The sequence below is a fragment of the Nocardioides ginsengisegetis genome (assembly GCF_014138045.1).
Classification (GTDB): Bacteria; Actinomycetota; Actinomycetes; order Propionibacteriales; family Nocardioidaceae; genus Nocardioides; species Nocardioides ginsengisegetis.
This window is the reverse complement of sequence record NZ_JACGXA010000001.1, coordinates 826,956-843,254: the sequence shown is the minus strand read 5'-3', so window position 1 is coordinate 843,254 and position 16,299 is coordinate 826,956. Positions and strand designations below refer to the sequence as shown.

Below are 16,299 nucleotides of genomic sequence, written 5' to 3'. Positions count from 1 at the left end.
GGGGGCACCCATGACCGGTTTCGGCATCGACCTCGGCACCGCCAACACGGTCGTGTGCCACCGGCGCCGCGGGGTGGTGCTGGACGAGCCGTCGGTGATGGTGGTGCGCACGTCGGAGGCTCGCGCCCGGCGCGTGCGACCCCTGCTGGTGGGCCGGGAGGCCCGCGACCTGGTGGGCCGCTGCCCCGTCGGGCTGACCGCGGTGCGGCCGCTGCACGACGGCGTGATCGTCGACCTCGAGGCGGCGCGGGGCTTCGTGGTGGGGATGCTGGGCAAGGTGGCCACCCCCGCCTGGCAGCGGTGGCGCCCACGGGCAGTGATCGGCGTGCCGGCGGGCGCCACGGCCCTGGAGCGACGAGCGCTGCTCGAGGTGGCCGACGAGGCCGGCATCCGTCGGCCGGAGCTGATCCCCGAGCCGATCGCCGGCGCCGTCGGGTGCGGCCTCAAGCCGCTCCAGCCCCGGGCGCACATGGTGATGGACGTCGGTGGGGGCACCTCGGAGATCACCGCGTTCTGCTACGGCGGCGTGCTGTCCCACCGCTCGTCGCCGATCGCGGGCGACGAGCTGACCCTGGCCCTGTACCGCTACCTCCGGTCCGAGCACCAGCTGCTGGTCGGCGAGCTGACGGTGGAGGCGCTGAAGTGCCGGACGTACGTCGACGAAGGCCCGTCCTCGGTCGTGCAGGGCGTCGACCTGGGCACGGGGCGGCCGCGCCTCATGACGCTGGAGACCGACGAGGTCCTCGAGGCGCTGCGGCCGACGGTCGACACGATCATCGGTGCGCTCGCCGGCGCCCTCGACGACCTGCCGCCGCAGGCGGCCGACGACATCCTCACCGACGGCGTCACGGTGTTCGGCGGCTCGACCCTGCTGTGCGGCTTCGCCAAGCTCGTCGAGGCCGCGTTCGCGTTCCCGGTGCGGATGGCCGAGCGGCCCCTGACCTGCGTGGCGGAGGGCGCCGCGCTCTGCCTCTCCGAGCCCGACGTCGTGCGCGCCTACGAGGGCACCTTCATCGACGCGGTCTGAGGGGCCCGATCCGCAGGATCTCCCGCTCGTGCGCGAAGAAGTACTGCATCACCGGCAGCACCACGGCTCCGGACGTGCTGACGCCGTGGCCACCGCCCCGGACGAACGACGTCGCCACTATCCGCGGCCGCTCGAACGGCGCGGCCGCGGTGAACCACGAGTCGGGCGCTCCGTTGGGTGCCGACGGGTCCTGGGCGGAGCCGGTCTTGGCGCCGGAGGTGACGGGCAGCGCCGTCAGGATGCTGGCCGTGCCGGACGTCGCGGCCAGCGCCATCCCGGCCCGGACCGGCCCCAGCGTGCGGGCGTAGGCGAGCCGCCGCGGCCGCGGCCAGTGCAGCGGGGTGGCGCGGTCCCGGCGATCGACGTACGCGAGGCCGAGGTGGGGGGTCGCGACGGCGCCGGTGGCCACGCCCGCCGTCCAGAGCGCGTCCTGCAACGGCGTCACCGTGAGGTAGCCCTGGCCGATGCCGAGGATCACGGTGGAGCCGGGGTACCACGTGCCACCGGCCCGGGCGACCGACCTCGGGGTGCCGAGGTAGCCGCCGCTCTCGCCGGGGAGGTCGATGCCGGTCGGCCGGCCGACACCGAGGGTGTGCGCCGTGTGGATGATCGGCCACGGACCCATGGCCCAGGCCAGCTGGTAGAAGTACACGTCGTTGGACCAGGCGATGGCCTCCGGCAGGTTCTGCGCCGGCAGGGACATCCAGTTGTGGAAGGTGTGGTCCCCGAGCGTCCAGGCACCGCCGCCGGGCAGCACCTGGCCTGCCGGCACCACGCCACGTCGCATGTCCGCCGCGGCGACGACGAGCTTGAACGTCGACCCGGGCGGGGCGGTCACCTGCGTCACGTGCTGGAGCATCGGGTTGGCCGGGAGGTGCTCCAGCCGCGCGAGCCGACGGTTGTGCACGGGCGGGCCGAAGACGCTGCTGTCGTACGCCGGGAGGCTGGCCATGGCGAGCACCTGACCGTTCCGCGGGTCCATCACCACGGCTCCTCCGACGTCGCCGCGTGGCTGGCCCGGGACGCCGAGCAGCACGGTCGCCAGCTGCCGGGTGAGCGTGCGCTGAAGCCCGTCGTCGAGGGTGAGCCGCAGGGTGCTCCCGCGGCGGGGTGCGGTGTAGGGGCCCAGGGCCACCGGGGTCCCGGCCGGGGTGACGTACACGCACTGCCGGCCGTCGGTGCCGCGCAGGATCGGGTCGTACATCTGCTCCAGCCCGGTCCTCCCGACGAGCGCGCCGAGCGGCAGGTCGGGCCAGCGCTCCATCTCGACGGGCGTGGCCACGCCGGTCCAGCCCAGGATCGGCCCGAGCGAGGCCCCGCGGGCATAGCGCCGGTGGGTGTCGGGGACGACGAAGACCCCGGACAGCTTCGCCGCGCGGACCCGCCGGCCGGCAGCGGTCGGGAGCGAGGCGATGGTCAGGTCGAGGCTCGTGCGGTTCCGGGCGAGCAGCCGGCGTACGCCGCCGACGGGCCGGGCGGTGAGGGCCGCCAGGGTGCGCACCTCGTCGGGCCGGACCAGCGCCGGCACCGCCGCCACCCGGTCGCGGCGTACGTCGACCGCGAGCGGACTGCCATGGCGATCGGTGATCTCCCCGCGGGCAGCCTCGACGCGGGTGCACCGCAACATCTGGCTCAGCGCGGTCGCGCGGAGCCCGTCGCCGGCGGCGCCCTGGAGCTGCCAGGCGAAGCCGGTCAGGGCGACCAGGGTGCCGGTGACCGCGACCGCGGTGGTGCGCAACAGCCGGGGGCGCAGACGGTCCAGCCCCATGCGGCTCCAGAGGTGGTGGCTGTCGCCGTCGGCGCGCAACGCGAGCACCAGCCCCAACGAGGCGATGTGCACGGCGGCCGCCGTACCTCCGTAGCTGACGAGCGGGAACGGGACACCCGCGGTGGGGACCAGGCCGAGGTTGCCCGCCACCGAGACGGCGACCTCGACGCCGACCAGCGCCGCGAAGCCCGCCCCGGTGAGTGCGGCGGAGCGGCTCCAGGCGCGGCGGCTGGCCCCGACGACCCGCCACACGAGCGCGGCCGCGGCGAGGACGGCCAGGGTTCCGGCCAGGATGCCGCGTTGCTCCACCAGGCTGGCGAAGGCGAGGTCGGTCTCCCGCTCGGGCAGGTAGAGGGCGACCAGCCGGTGCAACGGGTGGTCCGCGCCGCCGGTCAGGCCGCCCCAGGCCACCGCGACGTGCATCTGCAGGATCGCCCAGCCGGAGCCGTTGGCGTCGGTGGAGCCGCTCAGGAAGGCGTTCAACCGCTCCCGCTGGTAGTCGTGCAGCAGGTGCTCGCCGAAGGGCAGCACCAGGGCGGCAGCGGCGAGGAGGAGGATCAGCACCCGCAGCGGGATCCGGCCGAGCACGAGCATCGTGGCGGTCACGGCGCACAGCACCGCGGCCGTCGAGAGGTCCGGCTCGGTGACGACGAGCGAGATCGGCGCGGCCGCCACCGCGAGGGCCGTCACCAGGCGGCGCGGCCAGGCGTGGTCGCTGCCGAGCACCTGCGCGAGCACCAGCAGCAGGCCGAGCTTGGCCAGCTCCGAGGGCTGCATGGTGAAGGTGCCGAGATCGAGCCACCGGCGGGCTCCGTTGACGGTGGCGCCACGCAGGTCGACCGTGACCAGCATCAGCAGGCTCGCGACGTAGCAGCCCCACCCCAGCCAGCGCAGGCCGTCGGAGCGCCAGCGCAGCAGGACCACGAACAGCACGACCCCGGCAGCATCGACGAGGAGCTGGTGCCGCATCACCGACGAGTCGCCGAGGGCGGCGAGGTTGGCCAGCCCGAGACCCGCCAGGATCAGCACCGCCGTGAGCGCGAGCGGATCCCAGAGCGGCGCAGGGGGGACCTGCACCGGCCGGCCCGGCGGGGCGCCGGATCGGTGGGTGCCCAGCAGTCCTCGTTCGACGCTGAGCACGGTCGTGCTAGCAGTGCAGTGAGCCGGTGACCGGCACCGGACGTGACTGGGCCCGAGCCGGGGCGCTGGTCAGGGCGACGAGCGCGAGCGAGTGCCCCGGGGGGATCCGCACCGCCGAGCTGGCGTAGACGGTGGTCCACCCGGCCAGGGCGGTCACGGTGGTGGGCGCCGACCAGGCGATGCCGCTCCGGCACAACCGCGCAGCCCCGACCCTCCACGTGATCGGTCGTGTGGTCGAGGCGGCCTGCATGTGGACGGTCACCGTGACCGGGCACAGCCCACCCGGCGAGCAGCTGCCGGTCTTCTCCAGCACCACACCGGTGATCGCGCCGGCCCGGCGGCCGGCGAGTGACGCCACCACCTCCGCGCGGTCCGGGGGTTGCTGCTTGTCCGGGCCTGTCGACGGGTGGTCCGGGGCTGTCGTGTCCGGGGCGGTCGGGACGCGGTCGTCGCCGCCGAAGGACCCGACGATCCCGGGGACCGGGCCGCCGCCGAGGGCGTAGCCGCTGCCGGCCAACACGGCCGCCGCGACGAGGACGAGGACCGCCACCCGCCTGCCCCGCGTGCGGGAGTGGATGAGGGCCTTGCTGCGGCCGGGAGGGCGGCCAGCAGCCGCGGACACCGGGCGGCTGGGGGAAGCCGACCTCTCGTCCGGCTCGGGGGCGCTCGGCGTGATCCGGACGAACGCCTCGACCAGCGCCGCGACCTCACCGGCGAGGCGCTGCGTGGCGCTTGGGCCGAGGGTGTCTGCCAGCGCTGCCTCGAGCTCCCGGGCCCGCGCAGCGGGCTCGAGCTGCGGGGCCCTGACCGCGTCCTCGAGACGTCGCAGCAGCACGACCTGCGCCTGCGTCGGGTGGGACGGGAGCCGCCGGGCGTTCTGGAGCAGCTGCTCGAGGAGCTCGGCGACGCAGGTGGTCCCGTCCACGCCGGGTGGATCCACGACGACGTCGCCCGACAGGGTGAAGGTCACGGCTCCGACCCCCGACCCGGCGTCGAGCAGCCGCACGGCCACGAGCGAGGCCTGGGCGGGGGTGAGCGCCACGACGGAGAGCAGCCGGTCGAACGGCACCCGCCTGACCGGCCCCTCTGGGGGACCCCCCGTTGCCTGTTCCGTGGCGGCGCGCCGCTCCGGCGCACGGTTCGCGATCCCCGACGGCGCTGCTTCCTGGAGCATGCGATCACCAGCTTCTGCGTGCCGACGTCCCCCGTGGCCCCGTGTGACCCACCCGCGCCAGCTGGATCCAGTGTCTCGCCCGGGCCGACCCCCTGACCATGGTCGACTGGGACTAGTGCCCTTGTCCGGTCGAGGAGGTCAGGGACACGGCGCGGGGCGCGTTCCCAGCTCCTCGGCACCACGACCGGAGGACTCAGCCGGCGTGCACATGGGGACGGCGGTGCGGATCGGGCTCGGCCCGCCGGAGCACCTCGCGCGTCACGGGTCCCACCTCCCCGACGCCGAACAGCAGGAAGCGCAGGAAGTTCAGTGCGGGATTGCCCTCGGTCCACTCGAGGTAGATGTGCGGCCGCACGCCGGTCGAGTCCCGGATGTCGAGGAGCAGGGCGGCCAGGGCGTTCGGCACGCTCGGGGACTCCATCGACAGCACGCGGTACTCCCCGTGCAGCACCTCCCCGTGCACGTCGAGCACCGAGGCGAAGTCGGACGGGTCTGTGACCGTGACCTCGACGAAGATGACGTCGCTGGCGTCCGGGAGGTCGTTGTCGTCCACGATCTGGCGCATCTTCTGGCGGTACTCCTCGTGGTCCCGGGCGTCGGGCTCGTTGGCGACCAGCCGGATGCTGCGGCGCGCGCAGTCGCGCAAGAACATCCGCGCGGTCGCGTCAAGGCGCACCTCGGTGGTCCGCAGCTCGAACGCCCGCACCAGCCGCGAGACGACCGAGACCGCAACGATGGCGGCGATGAAGAGGCCGCCGATCTTCACGCCGTCGGGGCGCTCGGTGACGTTGTCGAGGGTCGTGTAGACGAAGATCAGCGCGATCACCGCGAAGGCGACCGTACGCCGCCGCTGGCCGGCCCGGCGGGCCGAGAGCGTCACCGCGACCGCTGCCGAGGTGATCAGCACCAGGACCCCCGTCGCGTAGGCCCCGCCCTGGGCGTTGACGTCGGCGTGGAAGATCCACGTGACGACGAAGGCGATGCCGGTCAGGACGAGGACGAGGGGCCGCACGGCCGCCGACCACTCGGGAGCCATGCCGTAGCGCGGCAGGTAGCGCGGGATCAGGTTGAGCAGTCCGGCCATCGCCGACGCCCCGGCGAACCACAGGATCGCGATCGTCGACACGTCGTACGCTGTCCCGAAGACGTTGCCCAGGTACTCGTGGGCCAAGAAGGCCAGGGCCCGGCCGGACGCCGCTCCCCCGTCCTCGAACTCCCGGGCCGGGATCAACCAGGTGGTCACGAGGCTGCTCGCGATCAGGTAGACGCTCATGATCACGGCGGCCGCGGCCAGCAGCTTCTTGGTGTTCCGGATCCGGCCGACCGGGCGCGCGTCGCTCTCGTCCGGGTCGCCCTCGACGTGCGTGGTGACCGCGACGCCGGTCTCGAAGCCGGAGAGTCCCAGCGCCAGCTTGGGGAACACGATCAGGGCCATCGCCACCATCGCCAACGGGCTGCCGTGCTCCTGGGTCAGGGTCGACGTCCAGTCACCGATGACGTGCGGGTGCTCGGCCACGTGCCACAGCGCCGCCGCGATGACGACGAGGTTGAGCGCGAGGTACACGATCACCAGGACGACGGCCATCCCGATCGCCTCGGTGAAGCCGCGCAGGAACACCGCTCCGAGCAGCGCCACCAGCGCGATCGTGATCGCCAGCTCCTGGCCGTGCAGGACGTCGGGCACGTTCGGATTCTCGACCAGGTGTGCCGAGGCGTCCGCCGCCGACAGGGTGATCGTGATCATGAAGTCGGTGGCCGCGAAGCCCAGCAGCACCAGCACGAACAACTTGCCCCGCCAGAAGGGCAGGAGTCGCTCCAGCATGGCGATCGAGCCCTGGCCGTGCGGGCTCTCCGCGGCGACCCGGCGGTAGACCGGCAGCGCGCCGAACAGGGTCAGGAGCACCAGCACGATGGTGGCGATCGGGGCCAGCGCTCCCGCCGCGAGCGCTGCGATGCCGGGCTGGTAGCCGAGGGTCGAGAAGTAGTCGACGCCGGTGAGGCACATGACCTTCCACCACGGGTGCCTCTTCTCGAGACGGCGCTCGTCGGCGTAGGGGCCCAGGTGGTCCGCCTCGGCAGGCGCGGCACCGGGGGCGAAGAGCCAGGTCCGCACGCTCCTCGGCCTGACGGGGGCGAGAGTCATAGCGCCATGGAAGCATCGCGACAAGCGTCCCTAACGACTCCCTAACGACTCCCTAACACGTGACCCCCCACACACCGAGTGAGGAGGGAGTTAGGGAATCGAGCGCCCGCGTTAGGGGCCTGTTAGCACGTGGCGCAACGGCTCCGTGCGGGCGTTGCATGGGGGCATGACCACCATGACCGACTCACCGCGGACCACGTCGCGCATGACGACCGAGCCCGGCGTCCGCTTCGGCATCGCCAACGGGCTCCTGGTCGCGACGCTGATCACCGCCTCGGTCGCGCGACTCGAGGTGCCCGCGATGGAGCTCGTCGCCGTTGCGGCGGCCGGGCTGGTCGCCGTAGGCCTCTCGCACGCCATGACGGCCGGACTGGGAGTCATCGCCTGGGCGTGGTTCACCGGCTTCGTCGAGAACGACTTCGGCCAGCTGACCCTGGCTCCCGACGACCTCCGCCGGCTGGTCGTCTTCGTGGTCGCCACCCTGGCGGTCGCTGTTGTCGCGCGTCACATCCACCACTCGATCAAGGAGAACGCACGTGTCTGACGTGCTCTACCTCGGGCTCACCGCCCTGTTCTTCCTCACCGCCGTCGCGGTCATCAAAGGGGTCGATCGGCTGTGAGCGTGGGCAACCTGATCGGCCTCGTCGTGAGCTCGCTGCTCCTCGGCTACCTCATCGCTGCCCTTCTCTTCCCGGAGCGTTTCTGACATGTCCGACACCACGGCCGGTCTGCTCCAGATCGGCGCCCTGCTGGCTGCCCTTGCCCTCTGCTACCGACCCCTCGGCGACCACATGGCTCGCGTGTTCACCACGGAGAGGGACCTGGGTGTCGAGCGCCTCGTCTACCGCACCGTGGGTGTCGACCCGCGCGCCGACCAGCGCTGGCCGGTGTATGCGGCCTCGGTCATGGCCTTCTCCCTGGTCGGCGTCATGCTGCTCTACGGCCTCCAGCGGCTACAGCCCGAGCTCCCCCTGTCCCTGGGGTCCGCCGCCGTCGACCCGGCCCTGGAGTTCAACACCGCGGCCTCGTTCGTCACCAACACCAACTGGCAGGCCTACTCGGGCGAGGCCACGATGGGCCATCTCACGCAGATGGCCGGGCTCGCCGTGCAGAACTTCGTGTCTGCAGCAGTGGGGATCTCGGTCGCCATCGCGCTGATCCGGGGCTTCACGCGCTCGCGAACGGACCGCATCGGCAACTTCTGGGTCGACCTCGTGCGCACCAACGTCCGGATCCTGCTCCCGCTCGCCGTGGTCGCGGCGGTGGCCCTGATCGCCATCGGCGCCGTCCAGAACTTCTCGTCGGGCACCGACGTCACCACGATCACCGGCGCCCACCAGACGATCACCGGCGGCCCGGTCGCCTCGCAGGAGGCCATCAAGGAGCTCGGCACCAACGGCGGCGGCTTCTACAACGCCAACTCGGCGCACCCGTTCGAGAACCCGACCCCGCTGAGCAACCTCGTCGAGATCTTCCTGCTCCTGCTCATCCCGGTCTGCCTGACCCGGACGTTCGGCGTGATGGTGGGCGACCGGCGCCAGGGCTACGCGCTCCTGGCCACGATGGGGGTCCTGTGGGGCTCGCTGGTCGCCGCCGTCACCGCCCTCGAGGTGCACCGGCAAGGTGCGGCGCTGCAGGCGGCCGGGGCCGCCATGGAGGGCAAGGAGACCCGCTTCGGCGAATGGGCCTCGGCCCTGTTCGCCGTCTCCACCACGGGTACGTCGACCGGCGCGGTCGACTCGTTCCACTCGTCGTACTCCGGGGTCGGCGGCGGCCTGCTGATCCTCAACATGGGCCTGGGCGAGGTGGCGCCCGGCGGCGTCGGCTCGGGGCTCTACGGCATGTTGGTGCTGGCGATCATGACGGTCTTCGTCGCCGGGCTGATGGTCGGACGGACGCCGGAGTACCTGCGCAAGAAGATCACGGCCCGCGAGATCAAGCTGGTCTCGCTCTACATCCTGACGATGCCGCTCATCGTCCTCATCGGGACCGGCATCGCCATGTCCTTCGCGACACCCCGGGCCTCGATGCTGAGCTCCGGCCCGCACGGACTGTCCGAGGTGCTCTACGGCTTCATGTCGGCGGCCAACAACAACGGGTCCGCCTTCGCCGGCCTCAGTGCGAACACGCCGTTCTACAACATCGCCCTCGGCTTCGCGATGCTGCTCGGCAGGTTCCTCCCCCTGCTGTTCGTCCTGGGCCTGGCTGGCTCGGTCGCCCGCCAGCCGCAGGTCCCCCGGACCGAGGGCACGCTCCCCACGCACGGTCCGCTGTTCGTCGGGATGCTCACCGGCGTCGCGGTCATCGTGGCCGGCCTGACGTTCTTCCCCGTTCTCGCTCTCGGTCCTCTCGCGGAAGGCTTGTGATGACCACCCTCACCCGAACCCCAGCCACCCCCACCAGGGTCGCGGGCGGGTTGCTCGACCCTCGCATGATGCTCACGTCCTTGCCCGATGCCCTGCGCAAGCTCGACCCCCGCGTCATGCTCCGCAACCCGGTGATGTTCGTCGTCGAGGTCGGCGCGGTGTTCTCCACCGTGTCCGCCGTGACCGACCCCGGCGTCTTCGCCTTGACCGTCGTGGCGTGGCTGTGGCTGACCGTGGCCTTCGCCAACCTCGCGGAGGCCGTGGCCGAGGGGCGTGGCAAGGCCCAGGCAGCCACGCTCCGACGGGCGAAGACCGAGACGACCGCCCATCGCCTCCTCGACGCCGAGCAGCACGAGGACGTGCCCGCCACGCAGCTGCGCCTCGGTGACCGGGTGGTCGTGACGGCCGGCGAGGTGATCCCGGGTGACGGCGACGTGGTCGAGGGGATCGCCAGCGTCGACGAGTCCGCCATCACCGGCGAGTCGGCCCCGGTCATCCGTGAGTCGGGCGGGGACCGCAGCTCGGTCACGGGTGGCACCCGGGTGCTCTCGGACCGGATCGTCGTGCAGATCACCGCGAGGCCGGGCGAGAGCTTCATCGACCGGATGATCGCGCTGGTCGAGGGCGCGAGCCGCCAGAAAACCCCCAACGAGATCGCCCTGAACATCCTGCTGGCCAGCCTGACGATCGTCTTCCTCGCCGCCACGGCCACCCTGCAGCCCTTCGCCGTCTACTCGGGTGCCGAGCAGCCCGTCGTCGTCCTCGTCGCACTCCTGGTCTGCCTGATCCCGACCACGATCGGAGCCCTGCTGTCGGCGATCGGCATCGCCGGCATGGACCGGTTGGTCCAGCACAACGTGCTGGCCATGTCCGGCCGTGCGGTCGAAGCGGCCGGCGACGTGAACACCCTGCTCCTGGACAAGACCGGCACCATCACCCTCGGCAACAGGCAGGCCGCCGAGTTCATCCCGGTCGACGGCGTCAACGGGCCGCTCCTCGCCGACGCCGCGCAGCTGTCCAGTCTCGCCGACGAGACCCCGGAGGGACGGTCCATCGTCGTGCTCGCCAAGACAGAGCACGGCCTGCGCGAACGGTCCGCCGGCGAGCTCACCCGGGCGACGTTCGTGCCGTTCACGGCCCAGACCCGCATGTCGGGTGTCGACCTCGACGGTGGCCGCCAGATCCGCAAGGGAGCCGCGGCCGCGGTCATGAAGTGGGTCCGCGACAACGGCGGCCACCCGACGGCCGAGGTGGGCGCCATCGTCGACGCCGTCTCCACCAGCGGCGGCACGCCCCTGGTGGTGGCTGAGCGCCCCCAGGGCCAACCGGCCCGGGCACTCGGCGTGATCCACCTCAAGGACGTGGTCAAGGAGGGCATGCGGGAGCGCTTCGAGGAGATGCGGCGCATGGGCATCCGCACCGTGATGATCACCGGCGACAACCCCCTGACCGCCCGGGCCATCGCCCAGGAAGCAGGCGTCGACGACTTCCTCGCCGAGGCAACGCCCGAGGACAAGATGGCGCTGATCAAGAAGGAGCAGGAAGGCGGCCGCCTCGTCGCGATGACCGGCGACGGCACCAACGACGCCCCGGCACTGGCCCAGGCCGACGTCGGCGTCGCGATGAACAGCGGCACCTCCTCGGCGAAGGAGGCCGGCAACATGGTCGACCTCGACTCCAACCCGACGAAGCTCATCGAGATCGTCGAGATCGGCAAGCAGCTGCTCATCACCCGAGGGTCGCTGACAACCTTCTCCATCGCCAACGATGTGGCGAAGTACTTCGCGATCATTCCGGCGATGTTCGCCGGGGTCTACGGCGGCCTCGACAAGCTCGACGTCATGCACCTGGCGACTCCCGAGTCGGCCATCCTCTCGGCGGTCATCTTCAACGCGCTCATCATCATCGCGCTGATCCCCCTGGCCCTGCGTGGAGTGCGCTACACGCCCTCGTCCGCGGCAGCGATGCTGCGCCGCAACCTCGCGCTCTACGGCGTCGGTGGCATCGTCGCCCCCTTCGTCGGCATCAAGCTCCTCGATCTGCTGGTGTCCCGGATCCCCGGCATCAGCTGAAAGGCCCACCCGTGTCCGTTTCCTTCGCCCGGCCCGCGGCCCGCCAACTGTGGGCGGCGCTCAAGATGATGGTCGTGATGACCCTCCTGCTCGGCCTCGCCTACCCCCTGGCCATGACGGGCTTCGCCCAGGTCGTCTTCCCCGGCCGGGCCGACGGCTCCCTGGTCCGCCAGGGAGACGTGGTGGTCGGCTCAGAGCTGATCGGGCAGTCGTTCGACGGCAAGCCCCAGTACTTCCAGAGCCGGCCGTCGGCCGCGGGCGACGGCTACGACCCGCTCGCGTCGTCAGCCTCCAACCTCGGGCCGGAGAGCCCGCACCTGCTCCAGGCGATCGCGGACCGCCGTGCCGCCGCGGCGACGCTGGACGGCACGGCCCCGGCCGACGTCGCACCGGACGCCCTGCAGGCCAGCGGCTCGGGACTCGACCCGCACATCAGCCCCGCCTACGCGAGGCAGCAGGTCGCTCGCGTCGCCACGGCGCGCGGCATGACCACCGCACAGGTCAGCGCCCTCGTCGACCAGTACACCGAGGGCCGAACCCTCGGCTTCCTCGGTGAACCGCGGGTCAACGTGCTCATGCTCAACCTTGCCCTCGACGACGCGGCCGGCACGGCAGACTAGAAGCATGGGTACTCGCGGCAGGCTCAGGGTCTACCTCGGCGCGGCGCCGGGGGTGGGCAAGACCTACGCGATGCTCGGCGAGGGGCACCGCCGGGCCCAGCGCGGGACCGACGTGGTCGTCGGGTACGTCGAGACCCACGGACGCCGGCACACCGCGGAGATGGTCGACGGGCTCGAGGTCGTCCCGCGCCTCACCCTCCACTACCGCGGCACCACCTTCACCGAGATGGACGTCGACGCGGTCCTCGCCCGTCGACCGCGGGTGGCGCTGGTCGACGAGCTCGCCCACACCAACGTGCCCGGCTCGCGTCACGGCAAGCGGTGGCAGGACATCGAGGAGCTGCTGGCCGCCGGCATCGACGTCATCACGACCGTCAACATCCAGCACCTCGAGTCGGTCAACGACGTGGTCGAGAAGATCACCGGCGTGCCGCAGCGGGAGACCGTGCCCGATGCGGTGGTGCGGGCCGCGGACCAGATCGAGCTCGAGGACATGACCGCGGAGGCGCTCCAGCGACGCCTCGCGCACGGCAACGTCTACGCCCCCGAGAAGATCGACGCCGCCCTGTCCAACTACTTCCGGGCGGGCAACCTCAACGCCCTACGCGAGCTGGCTCTCCTGTGGACCGCCGACCGGGTCGACGACGCCCTGCAGCAGTACCGCGAGCAGCACGCCATCACCGGCACCTGGGAGGCCCGCGAGCGGGTCGTCGTCGCCCTGACCGGCGGGCCCGAGGGCGAGACGCTCGTACGCCGTGCGGCGCGCATCGCCGCCCGGTCCAGCGGCGGCGACCTCCTCGCCGTCCACGTGGCCCGCTCCGACGGGCTGTCCGGCGCCAGCCAGGGTGCGCTCGCTGCACAACGCCTGCTCGTGGAGTCCCTCGGCGGCACCTACCACCAGGTGCTCGGCGACGACGTGCCCGAGGCGCTGCTCGCCTTCGCCCGCGCCGAGAACGCGACGCAACTGGTGCTGGGCGACAGTCGCCGGCACACCCTGGCCAGGCTGCTCAGTCCGGGCACCGCCACCCACACGGTGCGCGCCTCCGGCGACATCGACGTGCACATCGTCACCCACTCCCACACCGGCAAGGGCCTGTCGCTGCCGCACGGGCGGGGCAGTCTCAGCACGCGTCGGCGGATCCGGGGCTTCGCCCTCGCGGTGCTGCTGCCGCCCCTGCTGGCGGTGGCGCTCACGCCGTTCCGCGGGCACGTCAACCTGGTCAGCGACGTGCTGCTGTTCCTCCTGGCAACTGTCGTCGTGTCGCTGGTCGGCGGACTCGCTCCGGCGCTGATCGCGGCCGTCGCTGGCTCGGCGCTCCTGAACTACTTCTTCACCCCACCCCTGCACACGCTGACGATCAGCGAGACCAACAATGCCCTCGCGCTCCTCGTCTTCGTGCTGGTCGCGGCCCTGGTCAGCTCGACCGTCGACGCCGCGGCGCGGCGCACCCGCCAAGCGGCCCGTGCCGCCGCCGAGTCGCGCACCCTCGCCAACCTCGCCGGCAGCGTGCTCGGTGGCCCGGACGCGCTGACCGAGATGCTGCAGCGAGTCCGGGAGACCTTCGCCCTCACCTCCGTCACGCTGCTGGAGCGGGGCGACGACGGCTGGACGCCGGTTGCCAGCGCGGGATCCGCGGTGTCCCGCCCGTCCGAGGCGGACACGGAGGTGCCGGCCGGCGACCGCCTCGTCCTGGCCCTCCGCGGGCGGCTGCTGGAGGCCGAGGACCAGCGCCTGGTCGGTGCGTTCGCGGCGCAGGCCGCGGTCGTGCTCGACCACCTCCGGCTCAGCCGGGCCGCCGCCGAGGCGGCTCCTCTCGCGGAGGCCAACAAGGTCCGCACGGCCCTCCTGGCCGCCGTCGGCCACGACTTCCGCACGCCGCTCGCCGCGGCCAAAGCGGCGGTCTCGACGCTGCTCAGCCTCGACATCCACCTGTCCGGCGACGACCGCCACGAGCTCCTCCAGGCCGCCGACACCTCGCTGGATCGGCTGGCGGCTCTCGTCGACAACCTGCTCGACATGAGCCGCCTGCAGGTCGGCGCCATGTCGATCGACCTGCAGCCGACAGCCGTCGACGAGGTCGTGGCCCGGGCCCTCGACGACCTCGGTCCGGACGGGCGGCGGATCGTGATCGACACGGGCGACGACGTGCCGCTCGTCCAGGCCGACCCCGGCCTGCTGGAGCGGGTGCTGGCCAACCTCGGCGCCAACGCACTGCGCTACTCCCCCGCCGCGACGCCACCCCACCTGACCTGCAGCCGTCTCGGTGACCGGGTCGAGGTGCGGGTCATCGACCGGGGCCCCGGGATCCCACCCGACGACTGGGACCGGATCTTCCTGCCCTTCCAGCGCCTCGGCGACACCGACAACACCACCGGTATCGGTCTCGGCCTCGCTCTCTCCCGGGGGCTGACCGAGGCCATGGGCGGCTCTCTCGACCCCGAGGAGACGCCCGGCGGTGGCCTCACCATGGTCGTCTCCCTGCCGGCCACCACCGAGGTCGCGCCCGCAGCCCCGGGGCGTCGCGAGCGGGACGAGGCGACGCGATGACCCGCGTCCTGGTCGTCGACGACGAGCCCCAGCTGCTGCGTGCCCTGAGCATCAACCTGCGCGCCCGCCACTACGAGGTGTGCCAGGCAGCCACCGGCGCGGAGGCGCTCCGCACGGCCGCCGCCCACCCCCCGGACGTGGTCATCCTCGACCTGGGCCTGCCCGACATGGACGGCACCGAGGTGATCGCCGGCCTCCGCGGCTGGACCGAGGTCCCGATCCTCGTGCTGTCTGGCCGCACCGACAGCATCGACAAGGTCGAGGCCCTCGACGCCGGCGCGGACGACTACGTGACCAAGCCCTTCGGCATGGACGAGCTGCTCGCCCGCCTCCGCGCCATGACGCGCCGGGCGGGCGACAAGGACGAGCAGCCGGTCGTCCAGGTCGGCGGGGCCACGGTCGACCTCGCGGCGCGGCGCGTGACGCTGGACGGGAGCGACGTACGGCTGACGCCCACGGAGTGGCACCTGCTCGAGGTCCTGCTGCGCCACCCGGGCAAGCTGCTCAGCCAGCGCCAGCTGCTCACCGAGGTCTGGGGCCCGGGCTACGAGACCGCGCAGGGCAACCTGCGTCTCTACATGGCCCAGCTCCGCCGCAAGCTGGAACCCGATCCGTCCCGCCCGCGCCACCTGCTCAACGAGCCCGGCATGGGCTACCGCTTCGAGCCCTGATCCGGTCCCGAGCGACAGCAGGGGCCTTCCGGCCCTGACCCGACGACCGAAGTCCCTGTCTCCTGCCCGGAGGTCGAGCGGACTCTTGCCTCATGCAGACGTCCCCGACCGCGAGCGGCCCAGATCTGAGGGCCTACCGTCTCGTGTGGAGGTGGACTGCGGCCGGCACCGCGGTTCTCACCGGGATCCTCACGCTGCTGACTCTCGGCCTCGTCCGGTCCGTGGTGGTCGTGGCGATCACGGCCGGCTTCGGGGCGATGTACGGACTGGCGCTCGGCCAGCTCCTGGGCGGGCTAAGGCGGCCGGTGTCGACCACCGCGGGGGTGTTCGCCGGGGCCACCGTCGTCCTGGTCGGATGCGCCGCCGCCGGGCGGGGGACGGGGGTTGCGGCGCTCGCGGCACTCGCCCTCACCTCACCCCCGCTCGTTTCTCGGCTCGCCACCAGGGTCGCCGCCCCCGACGCGGGACCGCTGCCGTCACCGGTGCCGTCCGCCACCGGCCTGGCGGGCGTCGACCTGCTGCTCAGCGCCTGGGACCTGAGCGAGCTGAAGAAGGCGTGGGTCGAGTCCGGGACCGTCCTGCGCAGCGCGACGACGGTGGAAGCCCGCGCCCGGATCGTGGGTGTGCGTCAGGCGTATCTCGACGAGCTCGAGCGGCGAACACCCGAGACCTTCGGGGGCTGGCTGTCGACGCAGTCCCTGGACTCGTCGGCGTGACGAGCTGCCCCGGGTGGTGGGCAGCGTCGAGGACTTACCCACTCTTGGTGGTTC

General features: G+C 72.4%; 12 protein-coding genes. 9 read left to right on the top strand and 3 right to left on the bottom strand.

Annotation, left to right across the window (positions count from 1 at the left end; translation table 11 throughout):
* Positions 1 to 10: 10 nt before the first annotated feature.
* Positions 11 to 1,027: a rod shape-determining protein gene (locus FB382_RS03930; protein ID WP_182536980.1), complete on the top strand. Its 1,017-nt coding sequence runs from the start codon at positions 11 to 13 to the stop codon at positions 1,025 to 1,027.
* On the opposite strand, the gene FB382_RS03925 is transcribed toward FB382_RS03930, so the two are convergent.
* The 3 genes from FB382_RS03925 to FB382_RS03915 form a co-directional block, all read right to left on the bottom strand.
* Entirely contained in the window at positions 1,011 to 3,872 is a 2,862-nt protein-coding gene (locus FB382_RS03925; RefSeq protein ID WP_182536978.1) for an FtsW/RodA/SpoVE family cell cycle protein, read from the bottom strand. The two genes, FB382_RS03930 and FB382_RS03925, sit on opposite strands and share 17 nt — an antisense overlap.
* 70 nt (positions 3,873 to 3,942) lie before the next feature.
* Positions 3,943 to 5,004 (bottom strand): hypothetical protein, encoded by a 1,062-nt coding sequence (locus tag FB382_RS03920; protein ID WP_182536976.1) that lies wholly within the window; start codon positions 5,002 to 5,004, stop codon positions 3,943 to 3,945.
* A 298-nt stretch (positions 5,005 to 5,302) separates the two neighbouring features.
* Positions 5,303 to 7,252: an APC family permease gene (locus FB382_RS03915; RefSeq protein WP_343055479.1), complete on the bottom strand. Its 1,950-nt coding sequence runs from the start codon at positions 7,250 to 7,252 to the stop codon at positions 5,303 to 5,305.
* Positions 7,253 to 7,418: 166 nt separating this feature from the next.
* On the opposite strand from FB382_RS03915, the gene FB382_RS03910 reads away from it, so the two are divergent.
* From FB382_RS03910 to FB382_RS03875, 8 genes are all read left to right on the top strand, one after another.
* Complete coding sequence (locus FB382_RS03910; RefSeq protein WP_182536974.1) at positions 7,419 to 7,796, top strand: hypothetical protein; 378 nt, start codon at positions 7,419 to 7,421, stop codon at positions 7,794 to 7,796.
* A gap of 72 nt (positions 7,797 to 7,868) precedes the next feature.
* Positions 7,869 to 7,958 (top strand): K(+)-transporting ATPase subunit F, encoded by a 90-nt coding sequence (gene kdpF / locus FB382_RS03905; protein WP_182536972.1) that lies wholly within the window; start codon positions 7,869 to 7,871, stop codon positions 7,956 to 7,958.
* A gap of 1 nt (position 7,959) precedes the next feature.
* Positions 7,960 to 9,618, top strand: a complete 1,659-nt coding sequence (gene kdpA, locus FB382_RS03900; RefSeq protein ID WP_182536970.1) for a potassium-transporting ATPase subunit KdpA — start codon at positions 7,960 to 7,962, stop codon at positions 9,616 to 9,618.
* On the top strand, positions 9,618 to 11,690 hold the full coding sequence (gene kdpB, locus FB382_RS03895) for a potassium-transporting ATPase subunit KdpB (RefSeq protein WP_182536968.1): 2,073 nt from the start codon (positions 9,618 to 9,620) through the stop codon (positions 11,688 to 11,690). Before kdpA ends, kdpB begins: the two co-directional genes overlap by 1 nt.
* Before the next feature lie 11 nt (positions 11,691 to 11,701).
* A complete protein-coding gene (kdpC, locus tag FB382_RS03890; RefSeq protein ID WP_343055478.1) occupies positions 11,702 to 12,310 on the top strand; it encodes a potassium-transporting ATPase subunit KdpC in 609 nt (202 codons plus the stop codon).
* A 4-nt stretch (positions 12,311 to 12,314) separates the two neighbouring features.
* Entirely contained in the window at positions 12,315 to 14,858 is a 2,544-nt protein-coding gene (locus FB382_RS03885; protein WP_182536966.1) for a sensor histidine kinase, read from the top strand.
* On the top strand, positions 14,855 to 15,529 hold the full coding sequence (locus FB382_RS03880) for a response regulator (RefSeq protein WP_182536964.1): 675 nt from the start codon (positions 14,855 to 14,857) through the stop codon (positions 15,527 to 15,529). The genes FB382_RS03885 and FB382_RS03880 overlap by 4 nt, the downstream gene beginning before the upstream one ends.
* A 143-nt stretch (positions 15,530 to 15,672) precedes the next feature.
* Complete coding sequence (locus FB382_RS03875) at positions 15,673 to 16,245, top strand: hypothetical protein (protein ID WP_182536962.1); 573 nt, start codon at positions 15,673 to 15,675, stop codon at positions 16,243 to 16,245.
* The last annotated feature ends 54 nt before the right edge of the window (positions 16,246 to 16,299 follow it).